This window comes from Blastococcus capsensis (assembly GCF_030165005.1).
In the GTDB taxonomy this organism is placed as follows: Bacteria; Actinomycetota; Actinomycetes; order Mycobacteriales; family Geodermatophilaceae; genus Blastococcus; species Blastococcus capsensis.
The window spans coordinates 223,471-247,178 of the sequence record NZ_JASNNW010000002.1 but is presented as its reverse complement, the minus strand read 5'-3'; the positions used below and the strand labels follow the sequence as shown (position 1 = coordinate 247,178).

Sequence of the window (23,708 nt, the reverse complement as noted above, 5' to 3'; positions counted from 1 at the left end):
CGTCGCGGCCGGTGGTGACGGGGAAGGACGTCGGTGGGCGTGCATGACGCCGTCGTCGCCGGAACTCCTGAGCCGACCGGATCACGCCCAGCTGCGGTCGGCCGCCACCTGCGCGTAGATCTCGGCGTGCACGTCCTGCACGGCCGCCCGTTGCCCCTCGCGCCAGGCCTGGTCCGCCGGCCGCGGCATGGGGCGGGTCAGTGCCGCCCCGATCGCGGCGGCGAGGGACACCGGGTCCACGCCACCGTGCTCGTCGTCGGCGTAGGGGACGACCTCGGACCACTGGTCGGCGAACCACCCCCAGCTGGGCGCCACGACCCGGGTCCCCACGTCGCGGCAGATCTCCACGTCCCGCGAGTGGGTGCCGTACCGCTCGGGCAGCACGGCCACGTGCAGCTGCTGCAGCGCAGCCGCCCACTCGCCGGCCCGGTACGGCAGCAGCTCCACCGTCCCCTCGCCGGCGAGCGCGATGATCGCGGGATCCAGCCCCGGCGCCGCCACGTCCTCGACGAGGATCCGCAGCCGTCCCCCGCCCGACACGGCGCCCGAGAGAGCAGCCCGTACCAGGGCCGGCGGATCGGGCACCGCGCCGGACGCCGGGCCCACGCGCACGCCGACGAGTCCCCGTTCGGCACCCAGCTCGGGATCGGCGACGGTGATCGACGGATGCGCCACCACGATCGCCGTCCGCCCGTACCGCTCGGCGATCTCGTCCGCCGCACCCGGCGTGAGCGTGAGCACCACCTCCGCCGTGGCGAGCACGGCGGCCAGGGAGGCGTCGTGACGACCTGGGGAGGGCTGGGCCGGGTTCCACATCTGGTGGACGGTGACGACCAGCGGCACACCCAGCCGCTGCAGCTCCTCGGCCCACGCCTCCAGCGCCGCGGCGTCCGGGTGGCCGTAGCCGGCGTGGAGATGCACGACGTCGACCTGGTCCACGTGCGCCGCCAGGTGCCCGACGTCCAGCCACGGGCTCGGGTCGGCCGCCGTCCCGACTCGGACCGATCCACGCGGCAGGACCGCGTCCACGTAGGGATCGGCATACGGGATCGACGCCACCCGGATGCCGTCCCCCGAGGCCGGGAGCAGCCCAGGCTGCGGCGGTTCTGAATGCGTCACGCGGCGGTGCAGCTCCTCGTACGGTCGAGCGCATCCACGGCATCACCGTGCGGCTCGCGTCAGGACCGGGCCCACGATCCGAGCCGATCAGACGAACTGCCCTACCCAACCACCACCGCACCAACCTGTCATCGACTCCATCGGGTGAGCCGGCGAGCTCACCGCGTCACACCCCGGTCGGTCGGCCGACCTCCCGGGCCGTGGCGTAGGCGGGCTCGCGGAAGCGCGCCATGGGGCCGGACGCCGTCAGACCCGGCGGCGCGTTGCGGACGGCGTCGAAGCGGAACGCCGGCTCCAAGGGCCGTCGGGCCCCCGTGGCGCGCAGCCGGGCGAACGGCCGCCACTCCCCCGCGCCCACGGCCGCCGCGAGACGGAAGGCGACCCCGCCCGCGGCCGCTTCCCGGGCGACCGGCTCGGGGTCCGACGGCAGGGATGGTGCGTCCGGGAGAGCCGCGATGCGCACCGGCCCGGCCGCCGACCGGTAGGCCATGATCGAGCTGTAGGTCGCCGCCGCATCGCTGCGCGGCACCGGGATCAGGCGGGTGATCGGCCCGCGCCCGGTGGTCGACAGCAGGAGGTCGACCGGGGCGCCGTCGTCGCCGATCATCCGGATGGCCACGCCGAGCACGTCGGGCAGGGGCGCCGGAAGGCCGGCACCCCGTGACATCCGGACCACCACCTCACCGGTGGCGACCGCATCGAGCCACGGGACGCCGAAGGGCGGGCGTCCCCCGTGCCGTTCCAGCACCGCGTCGAGCACCACACCCCGCGGGTGCATGGGCTTGCCACCCCGCCACCGCGCCACCGCGCCGAGCGGCACCGCCACCAGCCGCCCCGCCAGCTGCGCGAGCTCCGTCACGGCGTCCTCCCGTCCTCACGAACCGTCGCCCTACCCGGGCGCCCCTCGGCTATGCCGGCCGGTGGCCCGCCGTCAGCCACGTGTACCGGCGAGAGCTGCTGGGAAGTTCGGGCGGGAAGGTGCGTGGCGCGGCTAACTCTGTCCATGTCGCGCCGGATGTTCGGATACTTCTGCCGGGTGACACGGAGCAGTCCCGCACCTACCGTGAGCACATGCTCTCGACGCTCCTGGTCATCGGTGGTGTGCTGGTCGGCCTTCTCGTGCTCCTGGCCGTGATCGTGAGCCTCAGTGCCCGCCCGGCGACGACGAGCCGCGGCGCCCAGGGAGCTGCGCGCACTCCCGGCTGGGTCGCCGACGCCGGCCGCCCGCACCCCGACGCGTGGTCGCCGCTCAGCTCCACCACCACCAGCGAGATCCCCGCGATCCGCTGACCCCCAGGACCCGGGGTCCCGGCGGCTGCGAGGGCGCGCCGCCGGGACCTTCCGGCCGTCAGCGCACAACGGGCGCCGGCGGGGGCTGACCGGACATCGGCGTCAACGCAGCGGGGAACCCCACTCGGTCTCCCTGCGCAGGACCGGCTTGAGCACCTTGCCCCCCGGGTTGCGAGGCAGCGCGGCGGGCCGCACCGCGACGTACTGGGGCACCTTGAAGTCGGCCAGCCGCGTGCGCACGAAGGCGAGGAATTCGTCGACGTCGAACTCGACCCCGGGCTGGGGTACCACCACGGCGCCGACCTTCTCCCCCATCATCTGGTCCGGCACCCCGACGACTGCCACCTCGAAGACCCCGGGCGCCGCGGCCAGTGCGTTCTCCACCTCGACGCTGTAGACGTTCTCACCGCCACGGTTGATCATGTCCTTGGCCCGGTCGACGATGTAGGTGAAGCCGTCGTCGTCGATGCGGGCCAGGTCGCCGCTGTGCAGCCAGCCGTCGGTGAAGGCGTCCGCCGTCGCCTCTGGCTTGTTCCAGTAGCCCTGCACGACCTGGGCGCCACGGATCAGCAGCTCCCCGACACCCGTCTCCGGGTCGATGTCGGCCAGCTCGAGATCGACCACCGGCGCAGGAAAGCCGACGGAGTCGGCGTGCGTGTCCGCGTACTCGTGCGGCAGGAAGGTGGAGATCGACGACGTCTCCGACAACCCGAAGCCGTTGCCCACCCGGGCCGACGGGAAGCTGCGCTTGATCGCCTGCACCAGGTCCGGCGCGATGGGTGCGCCGCCGTAGGTCGCGTACCGGACACCGCTGACGTCGACCCGGGCGAACTCCTCCTGGCTGATGGCCAGCCAGAAGATCGCCGGCACGGTCGTGACGACGGCGATCCGTTCCTCGGGGATGACCCGCAGGAACCTGCCCACCTCGAACGCCGGCATGATCACCGCCGCCGCACCGCACTGCAGGGTGGGCAGCAACTGGCTGTTGCAACCGGTCACGTGGAACAGCGGCACCGAGATCAGGTTGCGCAGGGTGGGATCTTCTCGCGGCAGTCCCACCACCCGGCGGGCGTTCTCGATGTTGGTCAGGAAGTTCTCGTGGCTGGTCATCGCCCCCTTGGGGAACCCGGTCGTCCCCGAGGTGTAGAAGATCGCCGCGAGGTCGTGGCGCCGCAGGCCGTCGACCGTGAACGGCTCCCCCTGGGGCAGCGGCTCTCCCGGGGCCAGCACCAGCCGGGATCCGCTGTCCTCGACGACGTACCGGGCCTCGTCGTCGGTGAAGCGGGTGTTCACCGGGACGGCGACCCCGCCGGCCATCAGGGTGCCGAGGAAGCCGAGCACCCAGTCGACGCCGTTGCCCAGCCGGATCGCCACCCGGTCACCGCGGCCGACGCCGGCCTCGCGCAGCCCGCCGGCCACGCGGGCCGACGCCGCCCAGAGCTCCTGGTAGGTCAGCCGCGGCCCGTCGACCTCCACGACGGCCTCGCCACCGGGGTCCCGGTCCACCGAGGCCCGCAGCATGGCCACCACGGAGTCCGGGAGGTCGACGTAGCGCTTGATGCCGTCCGCGTCGCGCTCGACGCCGGACTCGTCGAAGGGCCGCAGCACCATCAGTAGGTCCCGACGTTCTCGAAGTACCGTCGCGGGTTGCCCACCAGCATCGTCTCGATCTGCTCGTCGGTGACCCCGTGCTCGCGCAGGTAGGGCAGCACCTCCTCGTGGATGTGCGTGTAGTGCCACTGCGGCAGCAGGTCCATGACGCCCGGGGCGAGCCAGTCGATGTAGCAGGAGGCGTCCTGCGAGAGCACCATCTGCTCGGCGTAGCCACGGCGGCACATCTCGACCACGGTGTCGGCGCGGGCCTCGAACGTGGTCTCGAGGTTGATGCCGAACCGGTCCATCCCGAGGATGAACCCGGCGTCGGCGAGCTCGCTGAGGTGGTCGACGTCCGTGGTGTCACCGCTGTGCCCGAGCACGACCCGCCGCGGGTCGACGCCCTCGTCTCCGAGCACCTTCTGCACCGCCAGCCCCTGCTGGCTGGTCGGGTGCGTGTGCACCGTGATCGGCGCGCCCGTCGCGCGGTGGGCCTTGGCGACGGCGCGCATCACCCGCTCGACGCCCGGGGTCATGCCCTGGTGGTCGATGGCGCACTTCAGGAAGCCCGCCCGCACGCCGGTACCGGCGATGCCGTTCTCGATGTCGCCCACGAACATGTCGACCATCGGGTCGGGCACCTCGGCGCCGACTGCCGCGTTCAGCGCCGGGCCGCGGTAGTGGAAGAAGAAGGGGACGTCGTCGTAGGTGTAGCAGCCGGTCGCCACGACGATGTTGAGGTCGACCTGCTCGGCGATCCGCTGGATGCGCGGGATGTAGCGCCCCAGCCCGATCACGGTCGGGTCGGCGATGGTGCGGACGCCGACGGCGGCCAGCTCGTTCAGCTTCTGGACCGCGTCGGCGACGCGGTCGTCCTCGCTGCCCCACTCCTCGGGGTAGTTCTGCTGGACGTCGGCGTTGAGCACGAAGACGTGCTCGTGCATCAGCGTCTGGCCGAGCTCGGCGGTGTCGACGGGACCCTTCACTGTCTGGACCTGCGGCATGCGGTTCTCCTCGGGGTCAGGTGCCGGCGCGTCGCCGGGCGATGGCGGTGGACAGCGCGACGGCGATGATCAGCGCCGCGCCGTTGAACGTAGGCTGGACCCAGTCGGCCGCTCCGGCCAGGACCAGGCCGTTGACGCTGACCGCGACGAACAGCACTCCGAGCAGCGTGCCGACCACGTTGAACGTGCCCGGCTTGATCGCCGTTGCGCCGAGGAACGCGGCGGACAGGGCGGCCAGGGTGAAACCGGGGCCCACGGCCGGGTTCGCCGTGCCGGCCCGGGCCAGGAGCAGGACACCGGCGATGCCGGCCAGGCCGCCGGACAGCACGAAGCTGGACAGGACGTACCGGTCCACCCTCAGGCCGACCAGCCGGGCCGATCCCGGGCTCACCCCGACCGACGCCAGGTAGCGGCCGTACGGCGTGTGGGTCAGCAGGTAGTAGACCGCCACGGCCACCAGCGCCAGCCAGAAGACCGTGCGCGGCAGCCCGAGCCAGGTGCCCGACCCGATGGCGGTGATGCTCTCCGGGATGCCGATGCTGATCACCTGGTTGGCGGTGTAGAGCGAGATCAGCCCCGCCACCAGCGTGGCCGTTCCGAGCGTGGCGATCAGCGGGTTGACGCCGATCCGAGCCACCAGCACGCCGTTGAACAGCCCGACCAGGCTTCCGGAGAGGACGCCGAGGCCGATCGCGGCGGCCACGGGCAGGTCGTGCTCGGCGGCCGCGCTGGCTGTGACGATGGACGACAGGCCGACGATCGACCCGACCGACAGGTCGAACTGCCCGCAGGTCAACGGAATGATGGACGCCAGCGCGGTGACGGCGATGACGGCCTCGTTGCCGAGGATGTTGCGCACGTTGGCCAGGCTCGGGAACGTCCCGCTGGTGGGTCCGTAGGTGCTGAAGAAGACGCACAGCAGCACGAACAGGATCAGCAGGGCGTAGCGCTCGAGGAACGGCGTGCACCGGGCAGTCCAGGGCGCCGCCGGCCCCTGTACCGGGGTCTCGTTCCGGACCGGCCCGGCCGGATCGGGCGTGCTCTGGTCCGTCGTCGTCCGGGCGGGGGTGGTCGTCATGCGGGGACCTCCGCGGTCAGGTAGGAGAGTTCGGTCAGGCGCTGCTCGGTGATGTCCGGGGCGTGGAGCTCGGCGGCCACCACACCGTCGCGCAGCACCACCACCCGGTCGGCGGCGTGGGCCATCTCCTCGAAGTCCGAGGTCACCAGCAGGACCGCCGTGCCGCGCTCGACCGCGGCGCGGACGTGGGCGTAGATGTCGACGCGGGCGTTCACGTCGACGCCCTGGGTCGGTTCGTCGAGGAGCAGGACCGTGGGCTCCCGCCGCAGCCAGCGCCCGAGGACGACCTTCTGCTGGTTGCCGCCGGAGAGCGTGCCCGCCGGCGGGAGATCGGTGGCCGGTTTCACCGCGTACTGCTGCACGAGCCGCTGGGCGTCGTCCCGCTCGCTGCGGTGCCGGAGCCGCCCACCGCGCCAGTACGTCGGGACGACCGCGGCCGAGAGGTTCTCCCGGACCGACATGCCGGGGAACAGTCCTTCCGAGCCGCGGTCCTCCGGCACCATCGCCAGACCGGCCTTCATCGCCTGCCGCGGTCCACGGGGGCGCAACGGCTTCCCCTCCAGCACCACCTCCCCGGCCGTGACCCGCAGGTCGCCGAACAGGGCGCGCAGCAACTCCGTGCGCCCCGAGCCGAGGAGGCCGGCGACTCCCAGCACCTCCCCGCGGTGCAGGTCGAGGTCCACCCCCCGCAGCGGACCGGTCGTCAGGCCGCGCACCGACAGCACCACGTTCCGCCGCTCGGCCGTACGAGGTTCCGGGAACACCCGGTCCAACGGGCGCCCGACGATCAGCTCGACGAGTCCGTCCTCGGTCATGCCCTGCACGGGCCGGGTGCCGACGACGTCGCCGTCACGCAGGACGGTGACCTGATCCGCGAAGTCCAGCACCTCGCCCAGCCGGTGGCTGACGTACACGATGGTCTGACCGGCAGCCGCGTACCGGCGCAGCGCCGAGAGCAGCACCTCCACCTCGGTGACCGGCAGGGACGCCGTCGGCTCGTCGAGCACCAGCACGCCGTCCCGGGCGCCCTCCTGGTCCTGCAGCGCCCGTGCGATGGCGATCATCACGCGGTCGGCCGGGCGCAGGGCGGCGACGGGCATGTCCGGGGTGGCCGGGATGGCGAACCGGTCGAGCACCTCGGCGGTTCGGCGCCGGGTCGCCCGCCAGTCGATCCGGCCGGACCGCCCGGTGACGAACCCCCGGCCGATCGCGATGTTCTCCGCGACGGTGAGGGCCGGGAAGACGGCCGGGTCCTGGTGCACGAAGTGCAGCCCCTGCTTCTTGGCCACCTCCGACGACCAGGAATCAGCGGGCGTCTCGAGGTCCCCGATCGCGATCGAGCCCCCGGGGTCGGCGCGGTAGACCCCGGCGAGCAGCTTCACGAGGGTCGACTTGCCCGATCCGTTGCCACCGAGGAGCGCGTGCACCTCACCTCGCCCGACCGTCAGCCCCGCCTGCCGCAGCACGGTGGTGGGACCGAAGGTCTTGCTCAGCCCGGAGGCGCGCAGGACGACGTCCCGCGCGCCCCCGGTGGCTTTCCTCAGGACAGGCCCCAGATCGTGCGGTAGTTGGCCTCGTAGTCCTGCTTGGGCTTGCCCTGCTCGTCCACGTTGCCGTCGTAGAAGGTCGTCTCCGTCGGCAGGGCCGAGTCGGAGTCGAGGGTCTGCATCCCGATGCCCGGGTCGACCTGCTCCTCGCCCTGCAGCAGCCGGTTCATGCCGTCGATGGCCGCCCAGCCCACCCACCGGGCGGGGGCGCCGGCGATCATGTCCTGACCCTTGCCCTCCTGGACGAAGCCGATGTTCGGCGAGAGCCCTTCGCCGCCGGTGACGAGCACGTCGGCGTCCCGGCCGGAGGCCGTCACCGCCTGCGCGATGCCGAGCGTCAGCGCCGCGTCGTAGGGGACGTAGACGACGTTTGCGTCGGGGTGCTGGGTGAGCGCCGCGGTGGCCTTGCCCTGCAGCTGACCGGTGACGAGGTCGGTCAGCGTGAAGGGGACCTGCTTGACGATCTCGCAGCCGGTGCAGGGCTCGATGTGCTTCTGGAAGCCCTTGTAGAGGTGCTGGCCGACGAGGATGTCGTCCTCGATGAACTGGATGATCTTGGCGTTGCCCCCGGTCTCGGCGATGACGTAGTCGGCGACGCTCTTGGAGTACACGTCCTCCACCTGCTCGGCGTAGGTACGGCCCTCCTCGTAGAGGACCTCCGCGTCGAACAGCGGGTCTCCGCCGCCCAGCAGCGGGTCGTCGCAGTCGAGCGAGTAGAACGCGAAGATCTTGATCCCGGCGGCCTTGGCTTCCTCCAACGGGGCCTTCGCGGCGACGCAGTCGACGACGTCGAGGATGATCCCGTCGGCCTGGTCGGCGATGGCGGTGCGGATGCCCTGGGCGAAGACGTCGGGCGTGCCCTTGCCGTCGAAGACGGTGACGTCCCAGCCGATCGCCTCGCCGGCGGCCTTGGCACCGGCCGCCGGGGCGGAGCAGCCCTCCCCGGCCTCCGTGCAGGAGATGACCCAGATGTTCTGGTCGGGCAGCGGCGCAGGAGCACTGTCGGGGAGGGCACGGTCGGTGCCCTGCCGGTTCGCCTCGACGGCGGCCTGCGCCTCGCTGACCAGCTCGTCGTCGACCGGACCGCCACTGCTGGCAGCCTCGCTGTCGGTCCCACCGCAGGCGGCGACGAGCGACAGGCACGCGGCTGCCGACACCGCCGCGAGACGGGACCGTGGGGATCGGGGCACGTTTCCTCCTCGACGGGGCACGAGCGGCCACCGGTGGCAGAAGTCTGTCCAGCACCCCCTCCGGGTGGCAGAGGGCGTTGTCCTACAGTTGGCGGCCGATCTGTGTGACAGATCACACCGGTGCTGTGACCGCGGGCGCGCCGCCCTGCTCCTGGAGGAGACCGATGACCAGCCCCTCACCCCTTCTCACCGGCTCCCCCGTGCCGCCGGCACCGCATCTGGTGGAGGGGCTCTACCGGCGGCTGGGCGAGTCGGCGCGCCGCATGGTCGCCGAGTTCGTCCGAGAGATCCCGCTCTACCGGCGGCTGCCGGACGAGCAGCTCCACGGGGAGATCGCACAGGTCTGCCGGGACAACGTGCTGGCGTTCGTGCGCTGCTGCCGAGAGCACCGGCTGCCCGCCCACGGCGAGCTGACCGCAGCCAGCGCCGGAGCCGCGCGCCGGGCCGAGGAGGGCGTTCCGCTGGACGCCGTCCTCATGGCCTACGTGATAGGCAACCAGGTCACGTGGCAGATGCTGCGGGAGCAGATGCCGCCGGGACAGGAGTCTGAGGTGGTCTCGTTCACACCGTTCCTCCAGCGATACCTGCAGGCAATGCTCCATGCGGTCACGGACGCCTACGTGGAGGAGCGCCGCTCGATCGAGCGGTACGACGGCTCGGCGTGGCGGGACCTCGTCCGCAGCGTGCTCGAGGGGACGCCGCAGGTGGAGCTGGCGGAACGTCTGGGCGCCCAGCTCGCCGACTGCTACACGGTCGTGGCGCTGCACCTCGGACCGACCGGCGACGAGCAGGACGCGGACGTGGACCCGGACGTCGCCGGACGCCGGAAGGTGCGCCGGGTCCAGGCGGCGATCGACCGCCTGCCCGGGCGCGCGACCACCCTGGCCTCCCTGATCCCGGCCGGCGGCCTGGTCCTGCTCCCCGGCTGCCAGGGCCGGCTACCGGCGTCCGCGGAGACGACCCGGGCGGTCGAACTGCTCGCCCGGGCGGCCGACGCCGAGCCGACGGCGGTGATGGTGTCGGCTCCGTCGCCGGAGGCCCTGCCGAACGCGGCGGCGCAGGCGCGGGGCCTGCTCGATCTCGTGCGCCTGCTCGGCCGCCCGTCCGGCGTCCACACGCCGGACGACCTGGTGCTCGAGCACCAGCTGGCGGCGCCCGGCCCGGCTCGGGAGCGGCTCGCCGCCCTGGTGCAGCCGCTGCGCGCGCATCCGGACCTGCTGGAGACCGCCCGATCCTGGCTGGCGCACGACCGTGGCCGGCGGGAGACGGCCGAGACGCTGCACGTCCACCCGAACACGCTGGACAAGCGGCTGGACCGGATCGCCCAGCTCACCGGGATCCAGCTCTCCACGACCCGCGGTGTGGGCCTGCTGCAGGCCGGGCTGGTCGCGATGCACGTGCACGACTCCACCCTCGGCCCGTCCACGGAGGGAGGCCGATCGGCCGGGACGCCGACGTCGCCAGGTGCGTGACCTGGCCATGCGTGACCTGCGGCCGGACGACTACGAGAGCGGCGGCCGCCCGGGCGCCTGAACCCGAGGGCGGTCGGAGCCGGTCATCAGCTCGGCGGCGCGTTCGCCGACGAGCACCGCGGTGGCGGCCGGCCCCCGGCTCGGCACGCGCGGGAGCACCGAGGTGTCCGCCACCCGTAACCCCTCGATCCCGCGGACCCGCAGCCGCTGGTCCACCACCGAGAGGGGATCGCCGTCGGGGCCCATCGGCGCGGTGCCGGAGAGGTGGACCGCGGTCGTCAGCCGCTCCCGGATCCAGCCGTCCAATGCTCTGCCGCCGGCCGTGGAGAGGTCGTCCGCGGGCTCTCCCACAGCGGCCAGCGCCCGGGTGCGCAGCAGCTCGGCGGCGAGCCGGACCCCCTCCCGCATCCGCCGCCGGTCGACGGTCTCGACCAGGTGCCCGTACTCGATCACCGGCGGCCGGGCGGGATCGCCGCCGGTCAGGACCAGACGCCCCCGGCCCACGGTGCGCAGCAGCGCCACCCCGAACTCGACGACGTCCCCGGGCGGCGCGGCCCGGCCGGTCATCACCTGGGAGAAGGGCGCCAGCCACGGCAGCACCTCCAGGTCACCGGGCGTCTCCGCGCCGGCCAACGTCGCGTGCAGGACGCCGTGCAGCGGCGCCTGCCCGGGCGCCGCCGTCACGTTCCCGGCCGGGCGGAACGGCAGGTAGACCACGGGGTGGTCCGACGCGCTCGTCCCCACCCCCGGCGCATCGACGCGCACCGGGATGCCGGCCGCCCGCAGCACGTCCGCGGGTCCGATCCCCGACAGCATCAGCAGGTGGGCCGAGCCGACCGCCCCGGCGCTGAGCACCACCTCGTCGGCCCGGACGTCTCCCCCGGTCGTGACCACCCCGACCGCACGCCCCCATTCGAGCAGGACGCGCAGGGCTCGCACGCCCCCGCGCACCGCCAGCCCGGGATGCCCGCGGCGCGGGGCGAGGTAGGCGTCCGCGGCGCTGATCCGCCGGCCGTCGACGACGTTGCGCGGCAACGCACCGTAGCCCGGCGCCGCTCCGGCGTTCTTGTCCGGTTCGGCGGGCAGCCCGAGCTCCGCCGTCGCCCGGCCGAACGCCTCGGCCAGCGGCGGCCCGTCCGCGAGCCGCTGCACCGGCATCGGCCCGTCGGCCCCGTGCTCGGGACGGTCGCCGAACTCCCGGTCGCTCTCCAGCCGCCGCATCGCCGGGAGCAGCCGGTCGTAGGACCACAGGTCGTTGCCCGCCGCGGCCCAGCCGCCGGCGTCCGCGGGGCTGGGCCGGACGAAGTAGCCGGCGTTCACCGCGCTGGAGCCGCCCACCACCCGGCCGCGCGGCACGCGGATCTCCCGCCCGCCGGGCAGCAGCCCGCGCAGGTCCCAGTTGGCGGGGTGCCCGGGCACCGCCGCCCGCAGGCTGTTCGCGTCCCGCAGTTCACCGGCCGGGTGCGCGGCCCCGGCCTCCAGCAGCAGCACCCGCCGGCCGGCGTCGGCCAGCCGTGCCGCCAGCGGGCAGCCCGCGGTGCCCGCCCCGACGACGACGACGTCCCAGTGCTCAGCCACCGCTGAGCCCGAGCACCCCCGGCAGGTCGAGCCGGCGCACCTTGCCGGTCGAGGTGCGCGGCAGCTCCGCCACCGGGTGCAGCGACTTCGGCCGCTTCGCCGGCGCCAGCCGGTCCCGGGCCCAGGCGGCGAGCTCCTGGGTGTCGGCGTCCCCGACGTAGGCGCCGACCACCCGCTGCCCCCAGTCGGCGTCGGGCACGCCGAACACCGCGCTCTCGACCACCCCGGGGTGGGCGTCGAGGACCGCCTCCACCTCCGCGGGGTAGACGTTGACCCCGCCGGAGATGATCAGGTCCTCCCGACGGCCGTCCAGCCAGACCACGCCGTCGTCGTCGACCCGGCCCAGGTCGCCCACGGTGACCAGGTCCCCGCGCCACGCCGCGGCCGTCTTCTCCGGCGCCCGCCAGTACTCGAACCGCGCCCAGCGGGGCACCGCGCACCACAGCTGCCCGCGTTCGTCGGTCTCCAGCCGGCGGCCCGGCCGCGCTCTGCCGACGCTGCCGGGGTGCGCCAGCCAGTCCCCGGGCGAACAGACGGTGAACTGGGCCTCGGTGGAGCCGTAGAACTCCCAGACGCTGCCCTCCGGCAGCGCCGCCAGCACGGCGCGCTTGAGCGGCTCGGGACAGGGGGCGCCCGCGTGCACGAGCCGGCGGAACGACGACCAGTCGACGTCGTCGCGCGCGAGCAGCCGCTGCAGGTGCGTGGGCACGCAGAACGTCGTCGTCGGCCGCTGCGTGGCGATGACCTGCGCGGCTCGGGCGACGTCGAACGGCCCCGGCAGCAACACCGCACCACCGGCGAGCAGCGTGTGCACCGCGAACCGCAGCGGCGCGCTGTGGTGCAGCGGAGAGAGGACCAGGTGCCGGTCCTCCGGCCCGAAGCCCCACAGCTCGATCTCCTCGCCGGCCAGGGCGAGGGCGTCCCCCTCGGCGAGCACGCCGGACCACACGCCCTTGCGCCGGCCGGTCGTGCCCGACGTGTAGTGCATGGGCCGGGCCAGGGGCACCGATGCGAGCTCCGCCTCGGCCCCGCCCAGCAACCGGGCCGGTTCCCCACCGATGTCGAGAGCGGCGTCGGCGTCGGCGGCCAGCTCCGCGCGCTCGCCGGCCGGGAGCGCCGGGTCCAGCACCACCGGCACGATCCCGGTGCGCAGCGCACCCAGGACGACGGCCAGCATTGCGGGCGACGCGGCCGCGGAGACCAGCAGGCGGTTCCCGGGCCGCAGGCCCGCGGCGGCCAGCGCGGCGGCGGCGCGCCGCTGGTCGCGTTCGCTGTCGGCGGCGGTGATGAGCGGCACGGCGGTCACACCGGTCGCACCCGGCTGTCGTCGAGGAGCTCGACCCGCCCCTCGGCGGCCAGCTTGGTCAGCGTGGCGCGGGTCGACTGCGCCGCCGCCGGCCAGACGGCGCGCGGCACCGCCGCGTAGACGACGGCGACCAGCTCGTCGACGGTTCCCGCACCGGCGACCAGCGCGTCGAGCAGCTCCTGCTCGCGGGCAGCCCGGTGGGCGAGGTAGTAGTCGAGCACCGCGCCCGGGTCCTCGGTCAGCTCGGGCCCGTGGCCGCAGTAGAGGGCGCTGGGGCCCAGCGCGTGCACGCGCCGCAGCGACTCCAGGTACGCGACGACGTCGCCCTCGGGGTGGGTGACCACCGAGGTGCCGCGGCCCAGCACGTGGTCGCCCACGAGCACGGCCCCCGACTCGAGCCGGAAGGCCAGGTGGTCGGCGGTGTGCCCCGGGGTCGGGACGACGTCGATCGGCGTGCCGGCCAGCTGCAGCCGCTCACCGGCCGCCAGGAGGCGCCCACCCGAGCCGGCGACGTCCGGCGCGGCGGCGGCGACGGGCACCCCGAACCGGTGCCCCCACGGGAGTGCGGCGTCGGCGTGGTCGCCGTGGTGGTGGGTGACCAGGACCGCGACGCACCCTGCGTCGCGGGCGGCCAGCGCCGCCTCGACGGCCGCCAGGTGGTCGGGCTCGTCGGGGCCCGGATCGACGACCACCGCCTGGCCGCTGCCCGGTGCACCGACGACGTAGGTGTTCGTGCCGTCGAGGGTCATCGGTGACGGATTGGGCGCCAGCACCCGGGTGACCAGTGGCTCGAGGTCGGCCGTGCGGGGCAGCGCGCCGGGCGCAGGCAGAGCCCACGAGCCGCGGGGATCGAGAGGGAGGGCCACGACCGGCACGCTAGCCGCGACCTCCCCACGATGCGCATCCGGCGGCTACCGTCAGCCGCATGCGCCGATCCGTGCTCCGCCGCGCCGTCCTCCCCGCGGCCGCCGCCGTCGTCCTGCTCGCCGGCTGCAGCGATTCCGGGGACGAGGAACCCACCGCCGCGTCGGAGGAGACGTCCGCCGCCGAGACCACCACCGCCACCCCCACCGAGGAGCCGGCCGACTCTGCGTTCTGCACGGAGGCGGTCAGCATCCAGGAGCGGATCAGCGGCAGCGCCGCCGGCGGGGACCCCGGCCAGCTGCCGCAGATCTTCCGCGCGGCCGCCGAGGAGATCCGCGCGATCGACCCGCCCGAGGAGATCGCCCAGGACTGGGCGGCCCTGGCCGACGGTGCCGAGCAGTTCGCCACGACCATCGGGGACGTGGACCTCACCGATCCCCAGGCGCTCACCACCCTCCAGGAGCGGCTGGCCCCGCTCGAGCAGGAGCTGGACGCGGCGTCGACGAGCGTGCAGGACTACCTGGCCGAGGAGTGCGGCGTGGGCGGGTCGGCCGAGGAGAGCGCGCCGTCGAGCTGAGCTCGACCCGCCATGCGCACAGCTGCGGCCCGCCACCGATCCCCGAGGTGGCGGGCCGCAGCTGCAAGGCCCCCTGCAGGGGCCCGGCGCGAGCTTGCGAGTGGTGGGGGGCAGGGGGTCCTTCCTCAACCGCCGCAGCCACCCACACTGATCCCGCGGGCGTTCAGCCAGGACGCGGGGTCGACCGCGCCGCTGTACATCCTCCCGTTCGGGTGCACCTCGAAGTGGACGTGCGGGCCGGTCGAGTTCCCTCGGTTGCCGACCTCGGCGATGTGCTCGCCGGCCACCACGCGGTCACCGGTGCGGACGAAGTAGTCGTTGATGTGGCCGTAGACGTACACAGCGCCGTCGTCACCGCGCAGGTAGACCGCCAACCCGAAGCCGGTTGCCGGCCCCGTCCGCACCACCCTTCCCGCGATCGGTGCGTAGAGCGGGGTGCCGACGGCCGAAGCGACGTCGATGCCGTTGTGGAACACGCCCCATCGCGGGCCGAAGCAGCTGGTGACCCGTCCGGAGAAGGGCTTCACGTAGCCGGCGTGCGCGCCGCCGCCACCGCCGCTCCCGTCGTCGTCCCCACCGTTCCCGGCCCCGCCGTTCGCGGCCTCCTCCTCTGCGGCCCGCCGGGCGGCCTCGGCGGCGGCGGCCGCCTCCCGGGCGGCGCGCTCGGCCGCGGCCGCGGCCGCGGCCTCCTCGGCGCGCTTCTGCTCCTCCCACTGCTGGTAGGCGTTGCGGGCGCCCTGCAACTCCAGCAGGTGGATCTGGGCGGCCTGCAGCTGCTGCTCGTACTGCGTCTTCTGGGTCGCCACCTCGGCGTAGGCGGCCTGGTGCACGGCCAGCTGGGCGTCGGCCGCCTCCTTGGCCGCCTGCGCCGCGTCCTCGGCGGCGGCACGGTCGTCGCGGGCGGCGCGGGCGGTCGAGTCGGCGTTCGCCTGGCGGACGCGCGCGACCTCGAGACCGCCGAGGACGTCGAGCTGGGTCTCGGCCACGTAGTCGAGCATCGCGGCGCGCTGGATCAGCTCACCCGGTCCCGCGGAGTCCAGGAGGGCGGCCGAGCTGGTCAGGGAGGACCCGTTCATGTAGCTGTCCCGCGAGAACGCCGCGATGCGGGTCTCGGCAACGGCGACCGCGTCGGCGGCGGCGCGCAGCTCGACGGCCGCCCGGTCCGCGGCCTCCTGGGCGAGCATCAGCTCCTCCTCGGCGATGAGGTACGCGGTGCCCGCGGCCTCCGCCTCGACGCCGACCCGCTCGAGCTCGGACTCCGCGGCGGCGAGCAGCGCGGCGATCCGGCCGACCTCGGCCGCGGCGGCCTGCTGCCTGCTCGCCGCATCGCCGAGCTGGCTGTCGCTCGGGTTCACCGGCGGGGGCGGGACGGCGACGGCCGGGGCGGCCGTCACCAGCAGCGTCGCTCCGGCGACCATGCCGAGGACGGCGGTGCGCAGCGGACGGCCGCGACGGCCCGCGCCGGGCCGGCGACGGCCGACCCGCGGAGTCGCCGGTCCGGACGGACAGCGCTGGGACATGGGTGCGCTCCCTGGGGAAGAGGGTGTGCGGGGTAGGGCCTGCGAACGGTCCCACCGTCACCGGTAGTCACATTGGCAACACGCCGCACTCAAGACGCGCCGATAGAAGAACGGTCGGTGACCGCCCCATCGCCGTCGGTATGTCGACATCGGCGCGTTGAGGCGCATCGGCCGTCCCCGCCGGTCAGCTTCCCGGCCGCTCCAGCTCGTGGCTCAGCGCATCGAGCTCGGCGCCGCCGGCCATCAGCCGGGTCAGCTCCTCGCGGCTGATGTCGGCCTTGGCGAACTCCCCCATGCTGCGTCCCCGGTTCAGCACCAGGAAACGGTCCCCCACGGGGTGTGCGTGATGCGGGTTGTGCGTGATGAGGACGACGCCGACCCCGCGATCGCGCGCCTGCGCCACGTAGCGGAGCACCACACCCGCCTGCTTGACCCCCAGCGCCGACGTCGGTTCGTCCAGGATCAGCACGCGCGCACCGAAGTGCACCGCGCGGGCGATGGCCACCGACTGCCGCTCTCCGCCGGAGAGCGTGCCCACCGGCTGGTCGGGGTCCCGGAGGTCGATCCCCATCGCCGCCAGCTCCCGGCGCGTGACCTCCTTGGCGCGCGCGGCGTCGAACCGGCGGAACGGTCCCCACCCCCGGGTGGGCTCCGCCCCGAGGAAGAAGTTCCGCCAGATCGACATCAGCGGGATCATCGCCAGGTCCTGGTAGACGGTCGCGACGCCGGCGTCCAGCGCCTCCCGCGGGGAGCCGAATTCCGCCGGCCGCCCGTCGAGCAGCACCGCGCCGCGGTCGGCCCGGTGCACCCCCGACAGGATCTTGATCAGGGTCGACTTGCCGGCGCCGTTGTCCCCCAGGACGCAGGTGACCTCCCCCGCGCGCACGGTCGCGCGCACGCCGTCGAGGGCGATGACCGAGCCGTAGTCCTTGCCGACGTCGCGGAGCTCGAGCAGCGGCGTCGCGCGCCGCGCCCCACCCGCCGGCCTTCCGCCCGCTCCACTCATCGCCGGGCCGCCTCGGCGGAGCGCCGCACCAGCCGGTTGGCCAGCACGGCCAGCAGCAGCATCGCGCCCAGGAAGAAGTAGAACCAGTCGGCGTCCCAGCGCAGGTAGGGGATGCCCAGCAGGGTCATCCCGAAGATCAGCGCCCCCAGGGAGGCGCCGACCGCGGATCCGAAACCGCCGGTCAGGAGGCAGCCGCCGATCACCGCCGCGACGATGTAGATCAGCTCCTGGCCGATGCCGGTGTTCGCCTGCACCGAGGTCAGGCGCACGGCGAGCGTCGTCCCGACGAACCAGGCCGCGGCCGCCGTCGTCATGAACAGCGCGATCGTCGTCCGCCGGGCCGGCACGCCCACGTTCCGGGCGGCGACCTCGTTCCCGCCGGTGGCGAACACCCAGTTGCCGAACCGGGTGCGCAGCAGCACCCAGCTGCCCAGGGCCGTGAACAGCAGCCACCAGAGCACCGCCACCCGGAGCTCCGCCCCCAGCACCTCCACGCGCGAGGCGAACACCCACTCGGCCGCGGCGTACCCGGGCACCTCGTCGATGCCGCCGACCGTGACCGTGTCGGTGAACAGCTTGGTCAGGCCCAGGTTCAGGCCCTGCAGCATCAGGAAGGTGCCCAGCGTGATGATGAAGCTGGGCAGCCCGGTGCGGGTGACCAGCCAGCCGTTGCAGAAGCCGATCGCCAGGGCGAGGACCAGCGCCGCCGCGATCGCGACCCACAGGTTCTGCCGGAACTCCACGGCGACGATGCCGACGGTCAGCGCCGTCGTCCCGGTCATGACACCGGCGGAGAGGTCGAAGTGACCGCCGATCATCAGCAGCGCGACCGCCACGGCCATGATGCCCAGCGTCGACGCCGGGTCCAGCCAGTTGGCGATGCCCCGCGGCGTCCGGAAGACCTCCGACTGGACGGCGAAGAACGTGAAGACCGCGACCGCGCCGATCAGCGCGCCGAGCTCGGGCTTGACCAGCAGCCGGCGCAGCGGCCCGGCCGCACCCAGCCGCTCGTCGGCCCGGCGCTCCGCCGGCGCGACGGTCCCCCGGGCGCTCAGCGCGTGCCGGCCGAGGCCAGGTCGGCGATCGCGTCGACGTTGCCGGCGTCCACGAAGCCGGGGCCGGTCAGCACCGGCTGGCCGCCGCCGACGGTGTTCAGGTTCTCGGCGTACAGCTGGAGCATCACGACCGGCAGGTAGCCCTGCTCGTACTGCTGCTGGTCGACGGCGAAGGCGATGTCGCCGCTCTGGATGCCGCTGATGACGTCCTCGTTCAGGTCGAACGTCGCGATCTGCGCCTCCGAGCCGGCGTCCTGGGCCGACCCGACCGCGATGGGTGCCACGGCCGAGTTCAGGGTGAGGACGCCGTCGATGCCGGGGTTGCTCTGCAGCTGCGAGGTGATCGCCGACTGCGCCCCGGTGAGGTCGTTGATGTCGACCTGGAGCGTCTCGAACGTGCCGCCGAAACCCTCCTCCGCGCCGCCGCAGCGCTGGTCCAGGCCCACGTTGCCGGCCTCGTGGATCACGCAGAGGACGCTCGTGGCGCCCTCCTCGGCGAGGCGGCGGCCGGCGCCCTGGCCGGCGATCCGCTCGTCCTGGCCGACGTGGCCGATGGCGCCGAACTCCGCCGAGCGCTCACCCCCGGAGTTGATGGTGACGACCGGGATACCGGCCTCGACCGCGCCCTCGATCGACTCCTGCAGCGCGTCGGGGTTGGCCATCGAGACCACGATCCCGTCGACGTCGGAGTTCACCGCCGCGTCGATCAGCTGCGCCTGGCGCTGGGGGTCGCCGTCGCTCTGGTAGTCGACGTCGATGCCCAGGTCCTCCCCGGCCGCCTCGGCGCCGTTCTGCACGACGTCCCAGAAGGCGTCCCCGGCCGAGCCGTGGGTGATCACCGAGAAGGCGAGCTCCCCGTCGGCCGCCGCGCCGTTCCCGGCGGCCTCGCCGCCCCCGCCGCCGCCACCACCGTCGGTGGTGCAGGCGGCGAGGACGACGGGCGCGGCCATGACCAGTGCCAGCAGTCGCTTCGGTGCGGCCATCGAGGTCCTCCTGTGCTGCCGGGCCGGGGCCCGGACGATTCGCTTCGCCCAGGATCATGCCCTTCCTGCCGACCGGGGGTGCCGCAGGAGGCCCGGCGCGGTGCGTCCACCGCCCCTGCGACACGCCCGGATCGATCTAGGCTGACCGGCGTGGACGTCCTGGGATCCGGTCATGAGCAGGTCGTGTTCTGCAGCGACCCCGAGTCGGGGCTGCGGGCGGTGATCGCGATCCACTCCACGGCCCTCGGGCCGGCGCTGGGTGGCACGCGCTTCTACCCCTACGCGAGCGAGGGGGCCGCCGTCGCCGACGCACTGCGGTTGTCGACGGCCATGTCGTACAAGAACAGCCTCGCCGGACTCGACCTGGGTGGCGGCAAGGCGGTGATCATCGGCGACCCGCGCACCGACAGGACCGAGGCGCTGCTGCGCGCCTACGGCCGGTTCGTCGAGGCGCTGGGCGGCCGGTACCTGACCGCCTGCGACGTCGGCACGCACAACGCCGATCTCGACGTGGTCGCGCGGGAGACCCGCTTCGCCCACGGCCGGTCGGAGGCCCACGGCGGGTGCGGGGACTCCTCGGTGCTCACCGCCTACGGCGTCTTCCTCGGGATGCAGGCGGCCGCGCAGCACTGCTGGGGCTCGCGATCCCTGGCCGGTCGCACCGCCGCCGTCGCCGGCGCCGGCAAGGTGGGCTCGCACCTGATCGGCCATCTGGTCGACGACGGCGCGGACGTCGTGGTGACCGACGTCGACCCGGCGGCGGTCGAGCGCATCCGGGCCCGCCACCCCCAGGTGAGGGCCGTGGCCGACACCGCCGCGCTGATCCGCACCGAGCACGACGTCTACTCGCCCAATGCCCTCGGCGGCGCCCTGGACGAGCAGACCGTGGCGGTGCTGCCGTCGCGCTTCGTCTGCGGCGGGGCGAACAACCAGCTCGCCACCCCGGAGGTCGCCGAGCAGCTCCGCCGGCGCGGGATCCTCTACGCGCCCGACTACCTGGTGAACGCCGGCGGGGTCATCCAGGTGGAGGACGAGCGGCACGGGTTCTCGTTCGAGCGCGCGCAGGCCAAGGCCGCTGGCATCTTCGACGTCGCGCTTCGGGTCTTCGCGCTCGCCGACGCCGAGGGCATCTCCCCCGCCGTGGCCGCGGATCGGCTGGCCGAGGAGCGGATCCGTTCGGTCGGCCGGTTGGCCACGATCCGGTTGCCGCGCTGATCCGGCGGCCCGCGCACCACCGGAAGGGGGAGGGCGTGTGCCCGTCGACGATCGGTGTCGTAGTGTTGTCCGAGACATAGTCACTCAGTCGGGGTCGCCACGCGGGCCGCATCAGCCGCTTGGCTGAGCTTCCGCACTCCGTAACGAGGGGGTCGAGCCGATGGGGCGCGGCCGAGCGAAGGCCAAGCAGACACGCGTGGCCCGTGAGCTCAAGTACAGCTCACCCAACACCGACCTCACCGCGCTGCAGCGCGAGCTGGCCGGTTCGTCATCGACGTACACCCCGCCCGGCGCGGCGGACGACGACGAGGACGAGGACGACGCGTACGCCGATCGTTGGGCGGACGACGACTCCGACGACGACTGGGCGGCCAGCCGCTGACCAGCGGCGTCGCCACCCGGTTCGTCCGACACCACGACACCGCGGCCTCCCGGGGCCGCGGTGTCGTGGTGTCGCGTGCCGGGATCGACGTCGCGCGGTGGGTTCACGTCTACCCGGCTCACGTGACGCGCGGCTCCTCCTCGCCCCCCGAGCGCCGTAGCGCTCGGGTGGCTACCGCGGGCCTGGCGTGAGGCAACGCCACGCCACCATGGGCAGCCCTCAGCGGTAGGAGCCCACCAGCCTTGCGGCCGGGGCGGCGTCGCCGGGCCGCGCCTGCACTGTCCCGGCGATCCACGCGGGGACCCCGCGGGCGGTCAGCAGCGCGACGGCGGCGTCGGCGCGGTCCGGCGCGACGGCGGCGATCATCCCGACACCGCAGTTGAAGGCGCGCTCGCTCTCCGCCCGCGGCACCCCGTGCTCCTCCATCAGGCGCACGACCGCCGGTAGCGCCCACGTGCTGCGGTCCAGCACGGCCTGCAGCCCCTCGGGCACCACGCGCGCGGTGTTGCCAGCCAGCCCGCCGCCGGTGATGTGCGCGTAGGCGTGCGCGCCCTCGACGCCCAGCTCCCCGACCAGCGCCAGGCAGTCGAGCGCGTAGATGCGGGTCGGCTCGAGCAGCTCCTCGCCGAGGGTCCGGTCGAGGCCGGCCGGCGTCCCGTGCAGGTCGAGGCCCGCTGCGCCCACCACCCGGCGGACGAGGGAGTAGCCGTTGGAGTGGAAGCCCGACGACGCCATCGCGATCACCGCGTCGCCCTGCCGCACCCGCTCCGGCCCCAGCACGGCGTCGGCCTCCACGACGCCCACCGCGGTCGCGGCGAGGTCGTACTCGTCGGCGTCCATCAGGTCACCGTGCTCGGCGGTCTCCCCGCCCACCAGGGCCGCACCGGCCTGGGTGCAGCCGGCGGCGATGCCGGTGACGACCGCCGCGATCCGCTCCGGCACGACCTTCCCGCAGGCCACGTAGTCCTGGAGGAACAGCGGCTCGGCGCCGCAGGCGACCAGGTCGTCGACGACCATCGCCACGAGATCGATGCCCACGGTGTCGTGCCGGTCCAGTTGCCGGGCGAGCGCGATCTTGGTGCCCACGCCGTCGGTGGAGGAGGCCAGGAGGGGCTTGCGGTACTTCGCGGTGTCCAGTGCGAACAGCCCGGCGAAGCCGCCCAGCCCGCCCACCACCTCGGGCCGGTTGGTCCGCTCGACGGCGGCCCGCATCAGGGTGACCGCGCGCTCTCCCGCGTCGATGTCGACGCCGGAGGCGGCGTACGTGAACTCGCGGCCTCCGGCCGCCTGGGCGAACTCGGCGCTCATTGCTCGGCTCCGCCCTCGTTCCGCTCCTCGGTCGCTGGCGCTCCCTGCGATGCTCGCTCGGGCGTCGCCCTCGCGGCGCTCACGGCCGCCTCAGCGCGTCCTCGGCGCCACCGGGCACCGCCGCACTGCCGGCCTGCTGGCCGGTCCAGCCGGTCACCGCCCGCTGCTCGATGCCTTCGAGCACGTGCTTGCCCAGCACCTCGGGCACCCCCAGGTCGATGGGGTACTCGCCGGTGAAGCACGCGGTGCACAGCCGGTTCCGCGGCTGCTCGGTGGCGGCGATCAGCTCCTGCTCCGAGACGTAGCCCAGGGAGTCGGCGTTGATCGAGGCGCGCACGCCGTCGATGTCCAGCCCGTTGGCGATGAGCTCGGCCCGGCTGGCGAAGTCGATGCCGTAGAAGCACGGCCACTTCACCGGCGGGGAGGAGATGCGCACGTGCACCTCCAGCGCCCCCGCCTCGCGCAGCATGCGGATCAGCGCGCGCTGCGTGTTGCCCCGGACGATCGAGTCGTCGACGACGACCAGCCGCTTGCCGCGGATGACGTCCCGCAGCGGATTGAGCTTCAGCCGGATGCCCAGCTGCCGGATCGTCTGCGACGGCTGGATGAAGGTGCGGCCGACGTAGGAGTTCTTCACCAGCCCCAGCCCGTAGGGGATGCCGCTGGCCTCCGCGTAGCCGACGGCGGCCGGCGTGCCCGACTCGGGCACCGGGATGACCAGGTCGGCGTCGGCCGGGTGCTCCTTGGCCAGCCGGCGGCCGATCTCGACGCGGGCCGCGTGCACGCTGCGGCCGGAGATCGTGGTGTCCGGGCGGGCGAGGTAGACGTACTCGAAGACGCAGCCCTTCGGCTCGGCGGGCGCGAAGTGCTGGCTGCGCAGGCCGTTCTCGTCGATGGCGATCAGCTCGCCGGGCTCGACCTCGCGCACCACGGAGGCGCCGACGATGTCCAGCGCCGCCGTCTCGCTGGCCACGACCCAGCCCCGCTCCAGCCGGCCCAGCACCAGCGGGCGGACACCCTGCGGGTCGCGGGCGGCATAGAGGGTGTCCTCGTCCATGAACGTGATGGAGAAGGCCCCGCGCAGCTGGGGCAGCACCTCCATGGCTGCGGCCTCCACCGAGATGTCCTGGTAGGAGGCGATCAGCGCGGTCACCAGGTCGGAGTCGGTGGTGGCGGAGAAGGCGCCCGGGACGCCGGCGTCGGCGGCCTTGCCGGCCAGCTCGGCGGTGTTGACCAGGTTCCCGTTGTGACAGAGCGCCAGCCCGGTCCCGGCCTCCGTGGTGCGGAAGGTGGGCTGGGCGTTCTCCCACGTGGAGGCGCCGGTGGTGGAGTACCGGGTGTGGCCGACGGCGAGGTGGCCGCGCAGGCTGCCGAGGGTCGCCTCGTCGAACACCTGGCTGACCAGCCCCAGGTCCTTGAAGACGACGACCGAGGCGCCGTCGGACACCGCGATACCCGCCGCCTCCTGCCCGCGGTGCTGGAGCGCGTACAGACCGAAATAGGTCAGCTTCGCGACCTCTTCGCCCGGCGCCCAGACACCGAAGACGCCACAGGCGTCCTGGGGTCCGGGGAACTGGGGATCGAGGTCGTGCGTCAGCCGTCCATCACCGCGAGGCACTCG

The 23,708-nt window shown here is 73.8% G+C and carries 21 protein-coding genes; 5 read left to right on the top strand and 16 right to left on the bottom strand.

All coding sequences use genetic code 11. The features are described from left to right. Window positions 1–81: 81 nt before the first annotated feature. Entirely contained in the window at window positions 82–1,119 is a 1,038-nt protein-coding gene (locus QOZ86_RS03545; protein WP_284490572.1) for a glycosyltransferase, read from the bottom strand. 166 nt (window positions 1,120–1,285) lie between these two features. Next, a complete protein-coding gene (locus QOZ86_RS03540) occupies window positions 1,286–1,978 on the bottom strand; it encodes a phosphodiesterase (protein ID WP_284490571.1) in 693 nt (230 codons plus the stop codon). Window positions 1,979–2,190: 212 nt separating this feature from the next. Here QOZ86_RS03540 and QOZ86_RS03535 point away from each other — a divergent pair, with 212 nt between their 5' ends. Beyond that, on the top strand, window positions 2,191–2,409 hold the full coding sequence (locus tag QOZ86_RS03535) for a hypothetical protein (protein WP_284490570.1): 219 nt from the start codon (window positions 2,191–2,193) through the stop codon (window positions 2,407–2,409). A gap of 102 nt (window positions 2,410–2,511) precedes the next feature. On the opposite strand, the gene QOZ86_RS03530 is transcribed toward QOZ86_RS03535, so the two are convergent. From QOZ86_RS03530 to QOZ86_RS03510, 5 genes are all read right to left on the bottom strand, one after another. Continuing rightward, window positions 2,512–4,020, bottom strand: coding sequence for a class I adenylate-forming enzyme family protein (locus QOZ86_RS03530; RefSeq protein ID WP_284490569.1), 1,509 nt, complete (start codon window positions 4,018–4,020; stop codon window positions 2,512–2,514). Then, window positions 4,020–5,006: a phosphotriesterase family protein gene (locus QOZ86_RS03525; protein ID WP_284490568.1), complete on the bottom strand. Its 987-nt coding sequence runs from the start codon at window positions 5,004–5,006 to the stop codon at window positions 4,020–4,022. The genes QOZ86_RS03530 and QOZ86_RS03525 overlap by 1 nt, the downstream gene beginning before the upstream one ends. 16 nt (window positions 5,007–5,022) lie before the next feature. Further along, window positions 5,023–6,084 (bottom strand): ABC transporter permease, encoded by a 1,062-nt coding sequence (locus QOZ86_RS03520; RefSeq protein ID WP_284490567.1) that lies wholly within the window; start codon window positions 6,082–6,084, stop codon window positions 5,023–5,025. After that, entirely contained in the window at window positions 6,081–7,550 is a 1,470-nt protein-coding gene (locus tag QOZ86_RS03515; RefSeq protein ID WP_284490566.1) for a sugar ABC transporter ATP-binding protein, read from the bottom strand. The genes QOZ86_RS03520 and QOZ86_RS03515 overlap by 4 nt, the downstream gene beginning before the upstream one ends. Window positions 7,551–7,624: 74 nt before the next feature. Beyond that, a complete protein-coding gene (locus tag QOZ86_RS03510; protein ID WP_284490565.1) occupies window positions 7,625–8,821 on the bottom strand; it encodes a sugar ABC transporter substrate-binding protein in 1,197 nt (398 codons plus the stop codon). A 164-nt stretch (window positions 8,822–8,985) separates the two neighbouring features. Here QOZ86_RS03510 and QOZ86_RS03505 point away from each other — a divergent pair, with 164 nt between their 5' ends. After that, on the top strand, window positions 8,986–10,293 hold the full coding sequence (locus QOZ86_RS03505; RefSeq protein ID WP_284490564.1) for a PucR family transcriptional regulator: 1,308 nt from the start codon (window positions 8,986–8,988) through the stop codon (window positions 10,291–10,293). Window positions 10,294–10,323: 30 nt separating this feature from the next. Here QOZ86_RS03505 and mftG read toward each other — a convergent pair whose 3' ends face one another. The 3 genes from mftG to QOZ86_RS03490 are packed head-to-tail and all read right to left on the bottom strand — an operon-like array spanning window position 10,324 to window position 14,043. After that, entirely contained in the window at window positions 10,324–11,871 is a 1,548-nt protein-coding gene (mftG, locus tag QOZ86_RS03500; RefSeq protein WP_284490563.1) for a mycofactocin dehydrogenase MftG, read from the bottom strand. Then, entirely contained in the window at window positions 11,864–13,177 is a 1,314-nt protein-coding gene (locus tag QOZ86_RS03495) for a class I adenylate-forming enzyme family protein (RefSeq protein ID WP_284490562.1), read from the bottom strand. Before QOZ86_RS03495 ends, mftG begins: the two co-directional genes overlap by 8 nt. Further along, a complete protein-coding gene (locus QOZ86_RS03490; RefSeq protein WP_284490561.1) occupies window positions 13,174–14,043 on the bottom strand; it encodes an MBL fold metallo-hydrolase in 870 nt (289 codons plus the stop codon). Before QOZ86_RS03490 ends, QOZ86_RS03495 begins: the two co-directional genes overlap by 4 nt. Window positions 14,044–14,102: 59 nt before the next feature. Here QOZ86_RS03490 and QOZ86_RS03485 point away from each other — a divergent pair, with 59 nt between their 5' ends. Then, window positions 14,103–14,618, top strand: a complete 516-nt coding sequence (locus QOZ86_RS03485) for a hypothetical protein (protein WP_284490560.1) — start codon at window positions 14,103–14,105, stop codon at window positions 14,616–14,618. A gap of 125 nt (window positions 14,619–14,743) precedes the next feature. Here the strand turns inward: QOZ86_RS03485 and QOZ86_RS03480 are convergent, their stop codons facing one another. The 4 genes from QOZ86_RS03480 to QOZ86_RS03465 form a co-directional block, all read right to left on the bottom strand. Further along, window positions 14,744–16,138 (bottom strand): M23 family metallopeptidase, encoded by a 1,395-nt coding sequence (locus QOZ86_RS03480; RefSeq protein WP_284490559.1) that lies wholly within the window; start codon window positions 16,136–16,138, stop codon window positions 14,744–14,746. Window positions 16,139–16,322: 184 nt separating this feature from the next. Continuing rightward, on the bottom strand, window positions 16,323–17,144 hold the full coding sequence (locus QOZ86_RS03475) for an ATP-binding cassette domain-containing protein (protein WP_284490558.1): 822 nt from the start codon (window positions 17,142–17,144) through the stop codon (window positions 16,323–16,325). Then, a complete protein-coding gene (locus tag QOZ86_RS03470) occupies window positions 17,141–18,025 on the bottom strand; it encodes an ABC transporter permease (RefSeq protein WP_284490757.1) in 885 nt (294 codons plus the stop codon). Before QOZ86_RS03470 ends, QOZ86_RS03475 begins: the two co-directional genes overlap by 4 nt. A gap of 170 nt (window positions 18,026–18,195) precedes the next feature. Beyond that, on the bottom strand, window positions 18,196–19,182 hold the full coding sequence (locus tag QOZ86_RS03465; protein WP_284490557.1) for a sugar ABC transporter substrate-binding protein: 987 nt from the start codon (window positions 19,180–19,182) through the stop codon (window positions 18,196–18,198). 150 nt (window positions 19,183–19,332) lie between these two features. On the opposite strand from QOZ86_RS03465, the gene QOZ86_RS03460 reads away from it, so the two are divergent. Both QOZ86_RS03460 and QOZ86_RS03455 read left to right on the top strand, forming a co-directional pair. After that, entirely contained in the window at window positions 19,333–20,397 is a 1,065-nt protein-coding gene (locus QOZ86_RS03460) for a Glu/Leu/Phe/Val family dehydrogenase (protein WP_284490556.1), read from the top strand. Window positions 20,398–20,557: 160 nt separating this feature from the next. Then, a complete protein-coding gene (locus tag QOZ86_RS03455) occupies window positions 20,558–20,779 on the top strand; it encodes a DUF3073 domain-containing protein (protein ID WP_284490555.1) in 222 nt (73 codons plus the stop codon). Between the two features lie 219 nt (window positions 20,780–20,998). Here the strand turns inward: QOZ86_RS03455 and purM are convergent, their stop codons facing one another. After that, a complete protein-coding gene (gene purM / locus QOZ86_RS03450; protein WP_284490554.1) occupies window positions 20,999–22,087 on the bottom strand; it encodes a phosphoribosylformylglycinamidine cyclo-ligase in 1,089 nt (362 codons plus the stop codon). A 79-nt stretch (window positions 22,088–22,166) separates the two neighbouring features. Next, window positions 22,167–23,705 carry an amidophosphoribosyltransferase gene (gene purF, locus QOZ86_RS03445; protein ID WP_284490553.1) on the bottom strand — a complete coding sequence of 513 codons (1,539 nt, stop codon included), beginning with the start codon at window positions 23,703–23,705 and terminating at the stop codon, window positions 22,167–22,169. Between the last annotated feature and the right edge of the window lie 3 nt (window positions 23,706–23,708).